The following is a 15933-nucleotide window of genomic DNA, read 5'->3' as shown; positions in this document are numbered from 1 at the left end:
AGGGCGGTGCGGGAATCCCCGCACCGCCCTCGCCGTCACCTCGTCGTCTTCTTCGTCCGCCCGTTCGCGCCCGGACGGGTCAGTTCGTGCCGATCTTCGCGAGCAGATCGACGATGCGTGTCTGCACCTCGTCGCTGGTGGAACGCTCGGCCAGGAAGAGAACGGTCTCGCCCGAGCCGAGCTTCGGCAGGTCCGACCCGGCCATGTCGGCGGAGGTGTAGACGACCAGCGGCGTCCGGCTCAACTGGCCGTTGGCGCGCAGCCAGTCGACGATCCCGGCCCGACGGCGGCGTACCTGCATCAGGTCCATCACCACCAGGTTGGGCCGGATCCGGGCGGCGAGCGTCACCGCCTCGCTGTCCGTGGCGGCCCGGACGGCCTGCATGCCGCGGCGTTCCAGCGTCTCCGTCAGCGCCAGCGCGATCTCCTCGTGCTCCTCGATCAACAGCACCCGCGGCGGGTGCTGTTCGCTGTCGCGCGGGGCGAGCGCCTTGAGGAGCACGGCCGGGTCGGCACCGTACGCGGCCTCCCGCGACGCCTGCCCCAGACCTGCCGTCACCAGCACCGGAACCTCGGCCGCCACCGCGGCCTGACGCAGCGACTGCAGTGCCTTGCGGGTGATCGGACCGGTGAGCGGGTCCACGAAGAGCGCGGCGGGGAACGCCGCGATCTGCGCGTCGACCTCTTCGCGCGAGTGCACGACCACCGGACGGTAGCCGCGGTCGCTCAGGGCCTGCTGAGTGGAGACATCGGGCGCGGGCCAGACGAGCAGCCGACGCGGGTTGTCCAGCGGCTCCGGCGGGAGTTCGTCGTCGACCGGCTGCGGCGACGGACGGTTGGCGACCTCGACCGCACCGCCCGGACCGTCCAGCGGCTCCGGCCCCTCCGCGCCCTCGTCGGGCGCCCCTATGGCATAGGCGCGCCCCTCGGCCTCCTGAGCCGGGAGCAGCTGCCCCGAATCCTGGGCGGGGACGGGCACGGGCTGGGCCGGTGCGGGCTGCGGGGTGGGCTCCTCCTCCGGCGGGGCGGCGAGCTTGCGGCGCCGTCCGGCACCGCCGAGCGTCTGGTTCTGCTGATGCGCGAGGTGCTGGGCGAACGGCACACCCTGGCCGAGGGTGCGCACGCTGAAGGCGCGCCCCTGCGTCGAGTCCGACGAACCTCCCGGAAGCGGAGACTCCGCGGGCAGTGGCTGCCTGCGCGCGGGCGGCACGGGGGCGACGTCCCGCGGACGGCTCTCCGCGACATCGGGGGCGCCCACGGCGGCCGTGCTGCCGGTGGTGTGCGTGGTCTGACCGGCCGCAGGCCACTGGGGAGCGCTGCCGGGCTGCTCGGCGACCTGATCACCGGGGCGGCTGTCCGTCTGCTCGCCGGCCCGTCCCGCGGGTGTGGCCGGACCCGCTTGCGCGGCACTGTCGTGCGCCCGGTCGCCGGACTGCGGGGGCGTCTGCTCCGCGGGCCGCCCGACGGCGACGGCGGGGCCGGTCTGCTGGGGGGCGTCGGCGTGACGCCCCCGGCGCCGCCCGGTCGGTGCGGGGTGCGCCTGGGGCGGTGTGTGGTCGTCGCCCGGCGGGATGCGTACGGCGTCGTGGCGCACGGGCAGCGCGGCATCCGCGTCGGCCCCGGTGGCCGGGGCCCGGTCGGCCTCCGCGGGCGGGAGTGCGAACGCGGTACGGGGCCCGGCCGGCTCGGCCTGGGCGGACCGCTCCTGCGCACCCGCCAACGCCCGGCGTGCCCGGCGCCCGGTCGGCTGCGGCGCCGGCCCCGGGCCGTCACCGGCCTGCGGGAAGCCCTCGGGAGCAGCGGAGGCGGCCGGCAGGGCCAGCTGGTTCTCGCCGCCCTGGCGCGCCCGGTGCCCGCCCGCCGGCACCGGTACCGGCAGCGGCACCTCGGAGGGGACGCCCTGCGGCGGCACGGTCCGCCCGAGCTGCGGACGGCCGCCGCCGTCCTGAGCACTCTCGGCCGCTGTCACCAGCGCCCCTTCGGACGGCGCCGGTGCGGGCAGCGCCAACGCCTGTCCCGGCCCCCGCTGATCGACTGCGGGCTCCGGCCCCTGGTTCTGCCCGGGCAACGGCGCCGGCTGGGCCGAAAGGGCATGCTGCGTACCGGACTCGGCCGGACTCGGCCGGCCGCGCCTGCGCCCCGATCCCTCGCCCTGCTGCGCCGGAATGATCTCGTGCGCGCTCGGCTCCTGCTGCTCCGCGGGCTCACGACGCGCCCGGCGCCGCCCCGTCGGTTCGGCCGCCGTGTCCTCACCGTTCCCGCGCCCGCCCCCCGAAGCGTCCAGGGGGCTCGCCAGGAACGCGTCCGTGGACGCCCGGCGGGCCCGCCGCCGTCCGCTTCCCGGCGCGCCCTGTCCGGGGGCCGGCTCGGGCGCGGGCTCGGGCGCGAGCTCCGGTGCGGGCGCCGTCGGCGTCACCGTTCCCGAGCCCGTGCCCAACGGCACTTCGAGCACGTACGCGCTGCCGCTCATCCCCGGCACCTCGTGCGTCTGGAGCACGCCGCCGTGGGCGTTCACGATCCCGCGCACGATCGGCTGGTGCACCGGGTCCCCTCCGGCGAACGGCCCGCGCACCTCGATCCGTACGACCTCGCCGCGCTGCGCCGCCGCGACGACGACCGTCGAGTCGACGTAGCCACCGCCCGGCACCACGCGGGTCTTGCCGGTCGAGTCGACCCCGGCGACGTCCGCGACCAGATGGGCGAGCGCGGTCACCAGCCGGGCGGCGTCCACCTCGGCCTCGATCGGCGGAGCATGCACCGCGAACTGGGCGCGCCCGGGGCCGATCAGCTCGACGGCCGCGTCGATGCCGGCCGTCACGACCGAGTCGAGCAGCACCTCGGCCTTGGACAGCTCCTCCGCACCGGCGTCCAGGCGCTGGTAGCCGAGCACGTTGTCGACGAGCGTCGTCATCCGGGCGTAGCCCGCGGCCAGGTGGTGCAGGATCTGGTTGGCCTCCGGCCACAGCTGACCGGCCGGATCGGCGGCGAGCGTGCCGAGCTCACCCCGCAGCTCCTCCAGCGGCCCGCGCAGGGACTCGCCGAGCACGGCGGTGAGCTGGGCGTGCCGGGCGGTCAGCGCCGCCAACTGCTCGGCCTGCGCCTCCAGCTCGGCGGTGTACCGCTCGGCCCGGTCGGCCAGCTCCGTGCTGTGCCGCTCCGTCAGCTCGGTGATCTCGGTGGTGTGGTCCGCGGTCAGTTCGGCGACCTCGGCCTGGTGCCGCTCGCCGAGCTCCTCGTACGGCCTGCGGTCGGTGAACGCCATGACCGCGCCGACCAGCTGGTCCCCGTCCCGGACCGGTGCGGTGGTCAGGTCGACCGGTACCCGCGCACCGCTCTTGGACCACAGGACCTGTCCGCGCACCCGGTGCTTGCGGCCGGACTTCAGGGTGTCGGCGAGCGGTGACTCCTCGTACGGGAACGGCTCGCCCTCCGCCCGTGAGTGCAGGATCAGCGGATGCAGCTCCTGGCCGCCCAGGTCGCTCGCGCGGAATCCGAGGATCTGCGCGGCGGCGGGGTTGACCAGGACGACCCGGCCCTCCGTGTCCGTGCCGACGACGCCCTCGGCCGCGGCCCGCAGGATCATCTCGGTCTGCCGCTGCGAGCGGGCGAGTTCGGCCTCGGTGTCGACGGTGCCGGACAGATCCCGTACGACGAGCATCAGCAGCTCGTCGCCCGTGTAGCTGCCGGCGTAACCGCCCTGGAAGTCGTTGTACGCGGCCTGGCCGTCCTCCAGGTCGGCGCTGGTGACCTCGACCGGGTACTCGGTCCCGTCCGTGCGCCGGGCGACCATCCGCGTCGGCTTCGTACGGCTGCGGGCGTCCGCGTCGTCGGGCCGCCGCATCGACCCCGGGATCAGCTTGGAGTCGAACTCCGGCAGCAGATCGAGCAGCCCGCGCCCGACGAGCGCGGTGCCCGGCGTCTCGAACATCTCGAGCGCGATGGTGTTGGCGTTGACGACGGTGCCGTTGCAGTTGACGAGCAGCAGCCCGTCAGGGAGTGCATCGAGTATGGCTGCGAGGCGAGCAGTGCCTCGGGACGGCCTGCTGCTCACGACGACGCTTCCTCCCTGATTACCGCACCTTGCCGACAGCGGGCCCCATCTTGCCCCTCGGGCCGCAGGCTGTCACGGATGGAGTCTACGGGCTGGGGAGCGGCATGGGACGGCGGATACGGGGGAGCTCTCACCAAGCTTCTGTGCATACCGTGTACGACTCCATCCCTTTATGTGACGGTTTATGTGCCGTTCGAGAGATCCTGGGCCGGGTGCGGGCCCTTGATCAGCGGACGCCCGGGAGTACCGGCCGCAGGTTGTTCCAGCGCGAGATCGCGCAGCCGTCGGTCCGGTCGAAGACCGCGTCGATGTCCCTTCCCTGCCAGGTCCCGGTGACCCGGGCGGTCGCCGGGCCGCCGAACTGCTGGGTGCACAGCGCGTCCTTGGGTACCGGGGCGAACGGGTCCACGCCCCGGTCCGCCAGCTCCGTCAGCCGGTCGCAGGCCTGCCCCGTCGCCGGGTGGCTGCCGCCGGCCGGCCCGCAGGTCAGCCCGAAGGTGCCGTCTGCCGCCGGATCCCCCGTGCCCGAGACCGTGATCGTCAGCCGGGTGCGGCCGTCGTCCCCGTCCAGCAGGGGCAGGGGCAGAGGGAGAGGCAAGGTCCCGGTGGCCGCGCTCGCGGCCGGTACGGCGGCGGACAGGGCGACGAGAGAGGTGACGGCGGCGAGGCTGAGGCGGCGCAACATACGGGCTCCTGTGCTCGTGCCCTTCGAGGGGCGGAGAAACGGGGCGGGCGGAGGGCGAACGGGCCGGGAGGCCGATGGAACGGGAGAACGGCGCCCTCTTCCTCACTAACGCTCCGCACTCCACGGCGTTGCGCGCCCGCAGACGCTTTGCCCTCGCGGCCGACTGCCTAGTACCGTAGGCAGCGATTGGTGACGCAACACTCAGGTGTGTCATCATCTGCACGTACCTCTCGCGCATGCGTGGGGTGTGCTGGAGGCGTCGCCTAGTCCGGTCTATGGCGCCGCACTGCTAATGCGGTTTGGGTCTTAAAGCCCATCGAGGGTTCAAATCCCTCCGCCTCCGCTTCATCACCGAAGCCCCGTGCCACCGGCACGGGGCTTCGGTCGTATCCGGACCCGCGTCGTCCGTCCGTCGCTTCCGAGGGGCCCGTCAGCCGCTCTCCACCCGCCCTCCAGCCGTCCCGCGCGGCCCGCCGGGGAGGCTCGCGAACCCGACGATCATGACGTTTCCGCAGGTCAGAGCAGGTTTGGCTAATGGATTTCGCACTACGGCGCAGGTCATGTAATGTTGTTCCCGCAACGCCGACCGGGAAGAAAAAAACCGGGAGGAAGAGCAAGCGGCCAACACCGCGAACAAGCACTCGTAGCTTAACGGATAGAGCATCTGACTACGGATCAGAAGGTTGCAGGTTCGAATCCTGCCGAGTGCACATCAGGCCAGAGGCCCTCAGGAGAAATCCTGAGGGCCTCTGTCGTATGTCGTGACGGCAGTGGTTGACGGCAATCTCTTCCGAGGGCGGCTGTCAGCCCGATCAGACGGCTACGCGGACGTCGGCCTCGCCGGGTCAGCGGATGGCCTCGTCCATGAGCACGTAGAGCAGCCCGACGAGGGCGCCGCTGCTGATGATCTCGCGGCGGTCGATCATGCCCCGCACGTCGGCCAGCGGGATCCACTCGATCCGGTCCGACTCGTTCTTCTCGGTCGGCGGTCCCTCGTACGTCGCCCCGTCGGCCCGGAAGACGTGGTGCTGGGAGTCGGTGATGCCGTTGGCCGGCTCGGCGTAGATCAGTGGCTTGATCGGGCCGGGGCGCCAGCCGGTCTCCTCCAGGACCTCACGGGCCGCCGCGTCGGCCGGGGTCTCGCCCTCCTCGACCAGACCCATGGGCAGCTCCCACGCCCACGCGTCCGTGATGAAGCGATGCCGCCACATCATCAGGATCTCTTGCCGATCGTTGACCACGGCGGCCACGGCCAGGTGCCGGAGCTTGACGACGTGGTGTTCCCAGCGGTTGCCGTCCGGGGTCTCGATATCGGTGAGCCACAGGTTCACCCAGCTGTTCTCGTAGATCGGACGTTCCCCGTGGATCTTCCACTGCATTGCTGCGGCCCCTCTCGGTCGGCCTCCACCATCGCAGAACGAACGGTGAAGACAGGTGAGTTCGGAGACCTGACCCCGATCTGACGAATATCTGGGCGGACGCCCGCCTCCTGGTCATCGCTTGTGCTCCCGAGCGAAGAGCTTGGCCCGTCGGCTTGGGAGGACCGAGTGCTGGTGGGGCGCTCTGTCAGTGCGCGGTGACTGAGTACGCGGCGAGCGCGCGGTTGCCGCGCGGCTTGGCGACGGCCCGGAGAACGTCGGCCTGGCTCAGGACAAGGTGTCGCACCGGCTCGGGCAGTGCGGCCAGATGTTCCTCCGTTCCGGCCAGGTCGAGGCAGGCAGCGATTTCCCAGTCACCGTCCTGGAGCTCTCCGGTATCGACCGACCCGCTGCTGTCGGCCGTCCAGCCGGCCTCGGGCAGGAGCCGTAGCAGCTCCTCACGGGAGAAGGGCGTGCGGACATTGCCCTGGCCACGCGATCCTGCGGCCTCGGTCTGCCCCTGGACCAGCACGGCGAGGAGGTGCGCCAGTTGGTCGCCGGAGGCAGGCGTCAGGTCCCACTCGGTGAAACAGAGTCGCCGCGCCCACGGCCGTACTCGGGCCAGTGTGTCTCGCAGTTGTCCGAACGAGGCGAAGTACCAGGAGCAGTGTGCGAGCACCACATGGTCGAAGGTGTTTTCTGGGAAGTCGACGGAGGGGTCGAGGACGTCGGTGGCGAAGCGGAAGTCGATGCGCGGCCCGAGGGGGCCCGCCATGAGCCGGTCTGCCGACTCCCCGAGTGTGACCGGCGCCCCGTAGGAGGGTTCGGCCACGTCGACGGCGACCACGCGCCCTTCGGGCCCCACCGCTTCTGCGAGGACGGCAGTCATGTCGCCCTGGCCACAGCCCAGTTCGAGGACGGTTGAGCCGGGTGCGATGTGCCAGTCCGCCACGAGCGCGGCGCGGTGGCGGGTCTGGGACAGCTGGATGTCCGGGCTGTGACCGGCGGCGGCCATGCCGGCCGCGAGCGAGGGAACCTTGGCGCGGAGATCGGAAGGATTCACAAAATCCGTGATGGTACTTGATGGTCGGTATGGGGCTGCCGGAGTGGTACCTCGTGGGGTGCACTGTTGGCCCTGACGGGACGTGTAGCGCCACGTGCTGTTCGGCGGGCGCAGCGCCATCAGCACGCCTGGCGGACCTTCCCGGGGCCGCGCGACCGGACCACCCCGAACGTTGTTCAGGCCGAGGGGCGGTCCGGTCTTTGGGGCGTTGGCCTCACATGTCTGCGGCGGCCATCACTCGGGAACGCAGCGGCTCGGCCGTCAGCATGTCGGCGAACTGCCAGGAGTAGTTCGTGACCTCTTCCTCTTGCAGTTCGACCGCGTCCGCGGTGGTGCGGAACAGGAACCGGAAGTCGAAGTGCAGGTGCGCAGGTTCGTCTTTCGCGTCGTTCGCCGGGATGGTGTGCACATCGATGTGCAAGGGGGCTTCTCCGTCCGGCTCGACCTGATCGCGGCTGATGCCGGTCTCTTCGGCCAACTCACGCAGTGCGGCATCTCGCAGACTCGCGTCGCTGGTCTCGACGTGTCCGCCGGGCAGCAGCCACTTGCGTAGGGCTCGGTGTTCGATGGTGAGGACGCGGCTGTCGGGGCGGACCAGGGCGGCACCAGCGGTGACGTGTCCGCGGAACTCCTTGCGCGAGGTGATCGAGTCGCCGGCTTCCTCGACAGCCTGCCGCAGGGGCGAAAGAGCATCCTTCTCGTCCGGGTGGTCGGCAAGGTAGGCGTCGATGGTGTCGCGTACGTGCTGCGCGGTGATCGGCATGAGGCTGGTTCTCCTAACGGTTGAAGTAGGTCAGCCATGTTCCGGCGATGGTCGCCCGGTCGGTGGCGTCGACCTCGTGCATACCGGGTCCGAGGTGTTTGTAGGTGAGGTTTCGGACGCCCGCGAGTATCTCGGCCTGTACGAGGTAGATGAACGGGCCCACGCTGGCGCCGTGCAGGAAGTTAACGGCGTTGCCGCCGTTGAGCAGGTAGAAGTAGTGCCCGGTCGTCTGGTACCGGGTGACGTGCTCCCCGTTCGGGGTCCGCTGGTACACGGCGGGAAGGCCGGCCAGGTCGAGTTCGTCCTCGCTGCTGGTGACCGTGGCGACGTAGGCTCCGTTCCGCAGAGCTGAGAAGTCTTCGCCCCGCAGTGACACGGCACCGGTCGCGCACAGGACGAGACCGGCCCCGTGCAAGGCTGCGTCGCGATCCCTGGCGACAGAGAAGCCCTGTGAGAGCGCCTGTGTGCGGCGGACGGGGTCGATGTCGTAGACGGTGACATGGACACCCTTGGCGTGCAGCAGGCGGGCGATGCTCGACCCGAGCTTGCCGAAGCCGATCACGAGGGCCGGGCGGCCGTGCAGGATGTCACCGCGGCCCCGCATCAGTGCCTCGGTCGAGAAGACGACCGACTGACCCACGAGAAAGTCCTCGGGATCCTTCAACGGGGAACGGGCGACGGAGACGACGGGGCAGGGCAGTTTCTCGGCGCTCGCGTACCGCTTGTGCCCGTTCTCCGTGTCCTCGACCACGCCCAGGATCCGACCCGAGAACCGCTCGCACAGGGCGTTGAGAGCCGGCGCGAAGTATCCGCCGACATCAAGCAGCACGACATTCTCGCCAGCGGCCCGCGACTCGACGTAGTCGACCGCACCGGTGGGGTCCTCGAACAGTTCCCGCGAGAGGGCGTCGCACTGGGTGGTCTTCTCGATCTCGCGGTGCGCAGTGGGGTCGACGGACTTGGGCTTGGGCAGCACGGCCCGCAGGCTGGTACTCATGCCCACGGCACGCACGAACGCGGGTCGTTCAGGCAGCAGGTGTGTGATCAGGAAGGCCGACGGTCTCTCCGCCGGGGCGAAGGCGCCTGCGATACGGGCGAAGTACGAGTCGAGCCGTGCACGCTCGAACTGTTCCATTGGCTCACTTCCCTTGAGAGGAGCGCGGAGGCGGGGGCATAGGGTGGCGCACCGCTTTCGGGGTCTCCTGTGGCGTCCCGTCCCCTGGGAGCGGGGTTGCCGACCGGGCGGGGAGACAGGCTTGCGGGAGCGCCGGGCACCGTGTGGGCAGCGGATCGACCCGAAGGGAGTATCGGGCGTCGTAGTCCGTCACGGCGAACACGAAGGAGCGGTCTGTGGCAAGGGCACATATTGCGTGCTCGTACGCCTGATCATTGCTGGCCCACGCGCGCAGCTCGGCTCCAGGGCCGGGCATGTCCGGTACTGCGGTGGTGAGCGGCGCGTCCTGGAAGAACGTGGCTCCGGGGTCCGGGGACAGCAGCCGAGCAAGGTGGAGTGCTTCGGCACGTAGCCAGCGGGCGGCGAGACGGGAAGACCGGCATCGGCAGGTGGCGAGCAGGACTTCGCGGGTGCCGCTGAGGTTGTTGGCGGTCGCTTTACAGCGGAAGGCGATGAGCGACCGCATCGGGATGCGCGCGGAAGCAGGCGGACCGGGCATCAGCACGGCCGGGGTCACCGCTGGTGCTCCCGAGTTGATTCCCTCGCCTCGATCAGCTGGTCGAACTGCAGGTAGTACAGCTCGACTTGCATTGAGGTGAGCACGAGCAGCGTCTCGCAGACGCTGCCGTCCTCGTAATGCACGGTGACCGGGACCGCGGCCTGCTGAGCGCGGTGGTCGTAGACGGCATCCTGCTTCATGGGCGTGACGTGCGTGACCGGGACGGGCACGGGACACAGGGTGCTTCCGTCGGACCGGGCCCGCCAGTCCTCACCGCCGTCGACTGGACGCAGTTGGTACGACGCAGAGATGCCACTCGGCAGAGCGACGACCACCCCGATCTTTCCGCCCTTGGCGAGGTCGAGAGCGAGCTCGCCAAGGCGGGGTTGAAACGGGGTGCCGGGGATTAACGCGGTTTCTGATCCAGGGAGTTGCTTCGCTGATTCTTCTGCCATGCTCCGAAGTTAGGAAGGTCTCCGGGGCTCAATATGAACCACAGGAATACGCCCCTCATCCGTCGAGGTGGAAGCGGTCCGACATGCGGCGCAGCTTCTCGCGGGTGCTCGTTCGTTCGGCGTACACGATGCTGCGCAGGGTTGACCGGGCGATGGGGTGGTTGCGGATGAGCTGGGGTGCGATGCGCTCGGCCGTCTCCAGCTCCTTCAGTGACTTGTCCCGGTTTCCGTCCCATAGCCAGGCGCGCGCCAGGTCCATGTGGTGATGACCCCGGCGGGAGTTGGGAAGTGAGTCGACCAGAGCCGGGGATGTGCGGCGGTTTATCGAGAGCGCCTTGCGCTGCTCATGCATCTCCAGCGCCACGCTGATCGCGTGAATCTGCACGTTGCCCGCCGAGAACGTCAGACTGTGGCGGTCGCACACCTGAGGGCCGCGGTATTCCGTCATACGGTCGGCAGCGGCCCGCGCGTGACCGATGCGGTCTTCGGCTTCCGCAGGGCGGCCGGCGCGGGCGGCGGAGACAGCCGCACGTAGTTGCAGGGAACCCCAGGCACGGAGGGCCAGCGGATCGCCCTGGTCGTAAGCCTGTTGTACCGAGCGAAGAGCTTTGTCCGACAGAGCCATGGCATCGTCCCAGTCAGCGGTGGCCCACATGTCCCAGACACGCATCCAGTCGGCGACGGCAGGCATGACGGGGTCGCCGGAAAGCCGGGCGGACCATGCAGCCCGCTCACACGCCATGGCGATCAGCTCAGGGTGACCAAGGGCATGCGCGGCCGTGTGGGCGAACTTGCAGCACACGGCATAGATGGCGAACGCCTCTTCCCGCTCGTGCCCAGTGAGTACTTCGGCGAGGGCGCGTGCCTCTCGGAAGAGGTCAGGAAGAACCTCCATGATCGCCACGTTGGCAGCGGCGTCACGTAGGCGGTGCAGGCGGGTGGTTTCCTGCCAGAGCTGGCGGGCGGGCCGGGGGGTTCCGTCGAAGACAGGGGCGAGATCGTAACGGCGCAGTTCACGCATGATGGCTGTGGCGGAGATCTGCCACTGATTCTCGGACGGGGAGCTGTTGTACGGCCGTCCGATCAGGTCGTTCGGGTGTATGTGCAGCTCCGAGGCAAGCAGGTTGAGCAGGCCGACGCGGTCGAGTTCGATGTGTCCGCGTTCCATCTTGGACACCCAGCCCTGTGTCTTGCCCAGGGCGGCAGCGAGGTCGGCTTGCGTCATGCCGAGGCGGAGCCTGGCACGGCGTGCGCGACGGCCGATCTCTTCGGCTTCTTCCAGCATCAGCGTGCCCCCTGATGGGCGAGGCGTTGGCGGTCCAGCGGGCGGCGAGGCATCGTGCTCCATCCGTCGGGGCTTCCACTGATGAAGGTACCGAGAGTGCGCGGTGGTTGGGGAGTGCCATAGGCAGGAAGCCCCTGCCTGCGGCGACGCGTGGGTGGATCGCCTCGATCTTCCGGATGCCCGACCGGCCGATGAGTCGAGGTCTTGTGCTTGCCCTCTGTGTCGGAGACCCCGGCCCGCTCTTCAAAAGGTCAGCCGATTATGGCAAGTCTCTTGTTATTGCAAGTAATATGCAGCAAGCTCAGGCGTCTCTTACCGTCTGCTCGGAATGCGGAGCCCCTTCATGCCCCATCTGATGCCGGATTCAGGGCCGCAGCGGGTCCTTGCTGCCTCGAACTTCGTCTACACCGTCGGCAGCGGCCTCTATCTGACCGCGGGGGTGCTGTACTTCACGGAGGCGGTGCACCTTCCGGCGAGCCGCGTGGGGCTCGGGCTTGGCATCGCCGGTTTCGTCGCGCTGGCCGTGGGCATCGCGGTCGGTCACCTCGCCGACGTGTACGGAGCACGGGGCGTCTACGCGGTCACTCTGGTGATCCAGGCATTAGCCACGGCCGGCTTCCTGTTGGCGGACAGCTTCTGGCCGTTCGTTGTCGCGGTGAGCGCAGCAACCGGAGCAAAGGCGGCCGGTCTGGCCGCACGTACTCCGCTCATCAGGCACTACGGAGGAGACCAGCCACAGGAGTTCCGCGCCTATCTCCGTGCGGTGACCAACGTCGGCATTTCCTTCGGCGCCGTAGGGGCCGGCTGGGTCGTCCTGAGGGGCACCCCCACCGCGTATCAGCTCATGGTCGTCGGCAACGCGATCGCCTTCGTGCTCGCTGCGGCTTTCCTGGTCCTTCTGCCGCCGGTCACCCCTGAGCCCGTTGCCGCCGGCCCTCGCTGGATCGCCCTGCGGGACGCGCCCTACCTGCTGCTCACCGCCCTCGACGGGATCATGGCCGTCCAGTTCAAGGTGCTCACCGTGGCCATCCCGCTCTGGCTGGTCGGGGTCACGGCCGCACCGCACTGGCTCATCCCGGGCACCATGCTCACCGGAACGGTCATCGTCGTGGCGTTCCAGGTGCGAGCCAGCCGGAACATCGATTCCCCCGAGGCCGGCGGCAACGCCTACCGGCGAGCGGGCGTGGCCTTCCTTGTCTCCTGCGTGATGATCTCGCTGGCCGCAGGAATATCGGCGTGGGCCGCTGCAACGCTGCTCATCACGGCGGTAGTTGTCCACACCATCGGTGAGCTGTGGCACTCGGCCGCCGGCTTCGAGGTGTCATTCGCTCTCGCCCCACAGCACGCCACCGGCCAGTACTTGGGAGTGTTCGGGCTGGGCGCCGGACTCGCCGAAGCTCTCGGGCCCGGGCTGCTCATTGCGCTCTGCATCAGCTGGGGGCGGCCGGGGTGGTACGTCGTGGGAACGCTGTTCGCCCTGACGGGACTTGTGGCGCCGCGTGCTGTTCGATGGGCACGGCGCCACCAGCCCGCCTGGCGGACATCCCGTGGCGCCGTGAAGGAAGCATCAGCCGCATGAGCTGGGTGTGGGCGGATTCCAGGGGCCTCGTGCCCTGCGGCAGAAGGAAACCGACAGCGGGCAGCCGGTTCTCCCGGTGCGCCGCTGCCCACGCGACCTGCGGGATGTCACTCCGATGCCGCGCCGAAGGCACCCGCCTGGCCGCCACTGCCTGGCCCGTTCGGCCTCCCGCGTGAACGCTGAAGTGCCGTAGGCCCCTATCGAGAGTGAGGTCGACATGTCAGTACCCGCGATACGTGGCTCGCTGCTCCGACGCAGGGCGTTGCGCGTGGCGACGGCAGGGTGCGCGGTCACCGCCCTGTCCGCGCTGACCACGGTCCCTGCGGCAGCGGACGACGGGGCGAACGCCACCAGGCCGACCATCGTGCTGGTCCACGGCGCCTTCGCGGACGCCTCGAGTTGGAACGGGGTGATCGAGCGGCTTCAGCGTCGCGGATACACCGTGATGGCCCCGGCCAACCCGCTGCGCGGCCTGTACAGCGATTCCGCGTACATCGCCTCCGTCCTCAAGACGATCAAAGGCCCGATCGTGCTGGCCGGTCATTCCTACGGCGGCGCTGTCATCAGTACGGCCGCAGCGGGAAACCACCAGGTCAAGTCACTGATCTACATCAACGCGCTGATGCCGGACGTCGGTGAGAGCGGTGATTCGCTGTCCGCCCGCTTCCCCAGCACCCCGGGCACCGCCACGAACGCCGTGCCGTATCGGACGGCCGACGGCAGCGGCACCGACCTGTACCTCAAGCGGGACAAGGTCCACCAGGTCTTCGCCAACTGCCTGTCGGAGAGCCAGGCGAACCTGCTGGCTGCCACCCAGCGCCCGGTGGCCACGACGGCGTTCTCCGAGAAGGCCAAGGTCGCGGCCTGGAAGGAGATTCCGTCCTGGGCCCTGGTGGGACGGCAGGACAAGACCGTCAGCCTCCAGCAGCAGCTCTTCGAGGCCCAACGGGCCCACTCCCACACGCAGGAGATCGACTCCTGCCATGTGTCCCTCATCGCCCGCCCCGACGCCGTGGCCGACCTGATCGTCCAGGGCGCCACTGCGGCTGCGGGCAGTTCCTGACCTGACGGGGCTGCCGTCCGACGCCCCCTCCTGGCTGGTGCCGCGACGGGCAGAGGCTGCCGGTCGCGGCACCTGGCGGCGGAGGCCCGGTGTGATCACGCGGGCGGTGTCTGAGTCGGGCAGGCCGTGGGGCCGGTGGACGCCGGGCGGGCCGGCAGGGGCTGCAGCGGGGTGCAGACGGGGGTGGCGGCTCCGATGAGTTCGACCAGGCCGTCGCCGCCGGTGGGCGGGGTGATCGCGGACCAGTTGTTGGCCAGCCAGACGTTGCCGGACTGGTCGAGCTGGACCGCGGTGAGGTGCTGGAGGGAAGGGCTGCGGTAGCCGTCGCGCGGGGACAGCACGGAGCCGGTGGAGGAGCCGGGCGGGCAGGCGCTGGTGTTCGTGCCGCACAGGACGGATACGGACGGGGCGCCGAAGCCGGCGACCCACACCCGGTCGGATCCGTCGACGGCGACGGACCAGGGAGCGATGGGCGTGGGCAGTTTGTAGACGCCTGCCACGGTTCCGTCGGACCCGATCCGGGTGACCGAGTTGCTGACGAAGTCGGGCACCCAGACGTTGTTCCCGGAGTCGACGGCGAGTCCGAGTGGCCAGTCGAGCGACGCGTCCTTGATGGGCGAGAACGAGGTCGGTTTGAAGTCGGGGCCGATGACGGTGACGCTTCCGCCCGCGTGGCCCGTGGGGGTGCGGGTGTCCAGGAGCTTCGCCCCGTTCAGGCGGGCGTTGGAGACCCAGGCCCGGCCGTATCCGTCGATCTGGAGGGAGAACGGGTGGTCGAGGCCGCCGCCCGTGATGGTGATCGCCTTCGAGGGATCGCCGTGGGGGTAGACGATCACGCTTCCCTGGCCGCGGTTGCCCTTCAGGCCGTAGAAGTTGGCGATCCAGACGTTGCCCCGCTGGTCGACCGCGGTGCCCTGCGGGTGGTTCAGGCCGCCGTTCCTGAAGCCGGTGCCGGGCGACAGCGGCTTTCCGGCGGACGAGTACTTCGCCATGGCGTCGCCGCCGTAGCTGGGTACCCAGACGGACCCCGCGTGGTCGATGGCGATGCCCCAGGCACCCGCCTTCATCCCGCCGCCGCTGATGGGGCTGTTGAGGGCCGGGTTGCCCACCGGGTCCTGCACGGTGACGTAGGGGCTCGGGTTCCGGGTGCCGGGCAGCCAGTTGTTGGAGGCCCAGACGTTGCCCCTGGCATCGATGGCCATCCGGCCGGGGGCGTACACCTCGGGGGCGGTGAAGTGGAGGGCCAGCACCCAGGCCGACGGTGCCGAGGTGAGTGCGGGGCTGTACGTGTGGGTCCGCGCGGCCAGGGCGTACAGCCTGCCGGTGGCCAGGCTCGGGTTGTGGGCGAGGTTGAGCACGGCTTCCGCCGTGTCGCCAGGTGCGCTGCCGCCTTCCGGGGTGGCCAGGCGCAGCATGTCCTGGCACAGGCCGGTGCCCGATCCCGGCGCGCACAGGGAGACGAGGTTGGCCAGAGTGCCGAGGGTGGCCAGGGTGTCGTTGCGGCTGCCGTTGTTCCGGTCGCTGACGACCTTGCCGGGCTTGCCCGATGCCGGGTCGGCGAGGTTGTAGGACGTCGCGGCGGCGTTCTGCAGCCCGGGGCTCGGACCGGTGATGCCGCTCCGGTCGGTGAACTGGGCCAACGCGTAGGTGGTGGCGACCGTGGTGAACTCGTTCACCGTGACAGCGGACTCGGAGCGCTGCGGGACACCGCCGCCGGGGCCGACGCCCACGACGGAACGCAGGCGCAGCGACGGGTCGCCGCTGGGGGTGGCTTCGACGTACTGGACGGAGCCCGTGGGCCCGCCGGGGCCGGGCCGGATCCGGAAGGTTCCGGCACCGTCGGTGGTGGCGCGCCCCAGCACCCGGGCTCCTTCCCGGTCTCCGGCGAAGAGCGTGACGGTGGTGTGGGACAACGGCTTTCCCGCACTGGTGACCGTTCCGTGCAAGGGGGCCGGTGG

11 protein-coding genes and 2 tRNA genes are annotated in these 15933 nt (G+C 70.2%); 4 read left to right on the top strand and 9 right to left on the bottom strand.

What is annotated here, in order from left to right; all coding sequences use genetic code 11:
• Positions 1–79: 79 nt before the first annotated feature.
• Together AB0L71_RS26505 and AB0L71_RS26500 are read right to left on the bottom strand one after the other, a co-directional pair.
• The gene (locus tag AB0L71_RS26505; protein ID WP_365247507.1) at positions 80–4051 is read right to left on the bottom strand and encodes a PAS domain-containing protein; all 3972 of its coding nucleotides are present in this window, start codon (positions 4049–4051) and stop codon (positions 80–82) included.
• Between the two features lie 226 nt (positions 4052–4277).
• Positions 4278–4736 (bottom strand): SSI family serine proteinase inhibitor, encoded by a 459-nt coding sequence (locus AB0L71_RS26500; protein WP_365247505.1) that lies wholly within the window; start codon positions 4734–4736, stop codon positions 4278–4280.
• A 252-nt stretch (positions 4737–4988) separates the two neighbouring features.
• Between AB0L71_RS26500 and AB0L71_RS26495 the strand changes: the two genes are divergently transcribed.
• Positions 4989–5079, top strand: a tRNA-Ser gene (locus AB0L71_RS26495).
• A gap of 294 nt (positions 5080–5373) precedes the next feature.
• Positions 5374–5446, top strand: a tRNA-Arg gene (locus tag AB0L71_RS26490).
• A gap of 135 nt (positions 5447–5581) precedes the next feature.
• On the opposite strand, the gene AB0L71_RS26485 is transcribed toward AB0L71_RS26490, so the two are convergent.
• The 6 genes from AB0L71_RS26485 to AB0L71_RS26460 form a co-directional block, all read right to left on the bottom strand.
• Positions 5582–6115 (bottom strand): NUDIX hydrolase, encoded by a 534-nt coding sequence (locus AB0L71_RS26485; protein WP_365247503.1) that lies wholly within the window; start codon positions 6113–6115, stop codon positions 5582–5584.
• A 187-nt stretch (positions 6116–6302) separates the two neighbouring features.
• The gene (locus AB0L71_RS26480; RefSeq protein WP_365247501.1) at positions 6303–7157 is read right to left on the bottom strand and encodes a methyltransferase domain-containing protein; all 855 of its coding nucleotides are present in this window, start codon (positions 7155–7157) and stop codon (positions 6303–6305) included.
• A 214-nt stretch (positions 7158–7371) separates the two neighbouring features.
• Positions 7372–7920 (bottom strand): NUDIX domain-containing protein, encoded by a 549-nt coding sequence (locus tag AB0L71_RS26475; protein ID WP_365247499.1) that lies wholly within the window; start codon positions 7918–7920, stop codon positions 7372–7374.
• A 13-nt stretch (positions 7921–7933) separates the two neighbouring features.
• A complete protein-coding gene (locus AB0L71_RS26470; protein ID WP_365247497.1) occupies positions 7934–9055 on the bottom strand; it encodes an adenosylhomocysteinase in 1122 nt (373 codons plus the stop codon).
• Between the two features lie 552 nt (positions 9056–9607).
• Positions 9608–10048 (bottom strand): hypothetical protein, encoded by a 441-nt coding sequence (locus AB0L71_RS26465; RefSeq protein WP_365247495.1) that lies wholly within the window; start codon positions 10046–10048, stop codon positions 9608–9610.
• A 55-nt stretch (positions 10049–10103) separates the two neighbouring features.
• Entirely contained in the window at positions 10104–11333 is a 1230-nt protein-coding gene (locus AB0L71_RS26460) for a helix-turn-helix transcriptional regulator (protein WP_365247494.1), read from the bottom strand.
• A gap of 343 nt (positions 11334–11676) precedes the next feature.
• Here AB0L71_RS26460 and AB0L71_RS26455 point away from each other — a divergent pair, with 343 nt between their 5' ends.
• Complete coding sequence (locus AB0L71_RS26455; RefSeq protein WP_365247492.1) at positions 11677–12912, top strand: MFS transporter; 1236 nt, start codon at positions 11677–11679, stop codon at positions 12910–12912.
• Between the two features lie 217 nt (positions 12913–13129).
• Positions 13130–13975: an alpha/beta hydrolase gene (locus tag AB0L71_RS26450; protein ID WP_365247490.1), complete on the top strand. Its 846-nt coding sequence runs from the start codon at positions 13130–13132 to the stop codon at positions 13973–13975.
• A 95-nt stretch (positions 13976–14070) separates the two neighbouring features.
• Here the strand turns inward: AB0L71_RS26450 and AB0L71_RS26445 are convergent, their stop codons facing one another.
• Positions 14071–15888 carry an NHL repeat-containing protein gene (locus tag AB0L71_RS26445; protein WP_365247488.1) on the bottom strand — a complete coding sequence of 606 codons (1818 nt, stop codon included), beginning with the start codon at positions 15886–15888 and terminating at the stop codon, positions 14071–14073.
• Between the last annotated feature and the right edge of the window lie 45 nt (positions 15889–15933).

Origin of the sequence: Streptomyces sp. NPDC052052 (assembly GCF_040680455.1) — a bacterium.
GTDB lineage: Bacteria > Actinomycetota > Actinomycetes > Streptomycetales > Streptomycetaceae > Streptomyces.
The sequence above is the reverse complement of the archived record's forward strand: the minus strand, read 5'-3'. Positions and strand labels throughout refer to the sequence as shown.

Coding starts and splice junctions, on each gene's coding strand:
- AB0L71_RS26475 (WP_365247499.1), bottom strand. CDS start 7,920: ATGCCGATCACCGCGCAGCACGTACGCGACACCATCGACGCCTACCTT.
- AB0L71_RS26485 (WP_365247503.1), bottom strand. CDS start 6,115: ATGCAGTGGAAGATCCACGGGGAACGTCCGATCTACGAGAACAGCTGG.
- AB0L71_RS26450 (WP_365247490.1), top strand. CDS start 13,130: ATGTCAGTACCCGCGATACGTGGCTCGCTGCTCCGACGCAGGGCGTTG.
- AB0L71_RS26460 (WP_365247494.1), bottom strand. CDS start 11,333: ATGCTGGAAGAAGCCGAAGAGATCGGCCGTCGCGCACGCCGTGCCAGG.
- AB0L71_RS26500 (WP_365247505.1), bottom strand. CDS start 4,736: ATGTTGCGCCGCCTCAGCCTCGCCGCCGTCACCTCTCTCGTCGCCCTG.
- AB0L71_RS26455 (WP_365247492.1), top strand. CDS start 11,677: ATGCCCCATCTGATGCCGGATTCAGGGCCGCAGCGGGTCCTTGCTGCC.
- AB0L71_RS26470 (WP_365247497.1), bottom strand. CDS start 9,055: ATGGAACAGTTCGAGCGTGCACGGCTCGACTCGTACTTCGCCCGTATC.
- AB0L71_RS26465 (WP_365247495.1), bottom strand. CDS start 10,048: ATGGCAGAAGAATCAGCGAAGCAACTCCCTGGATCAGAAACCGCGTTA.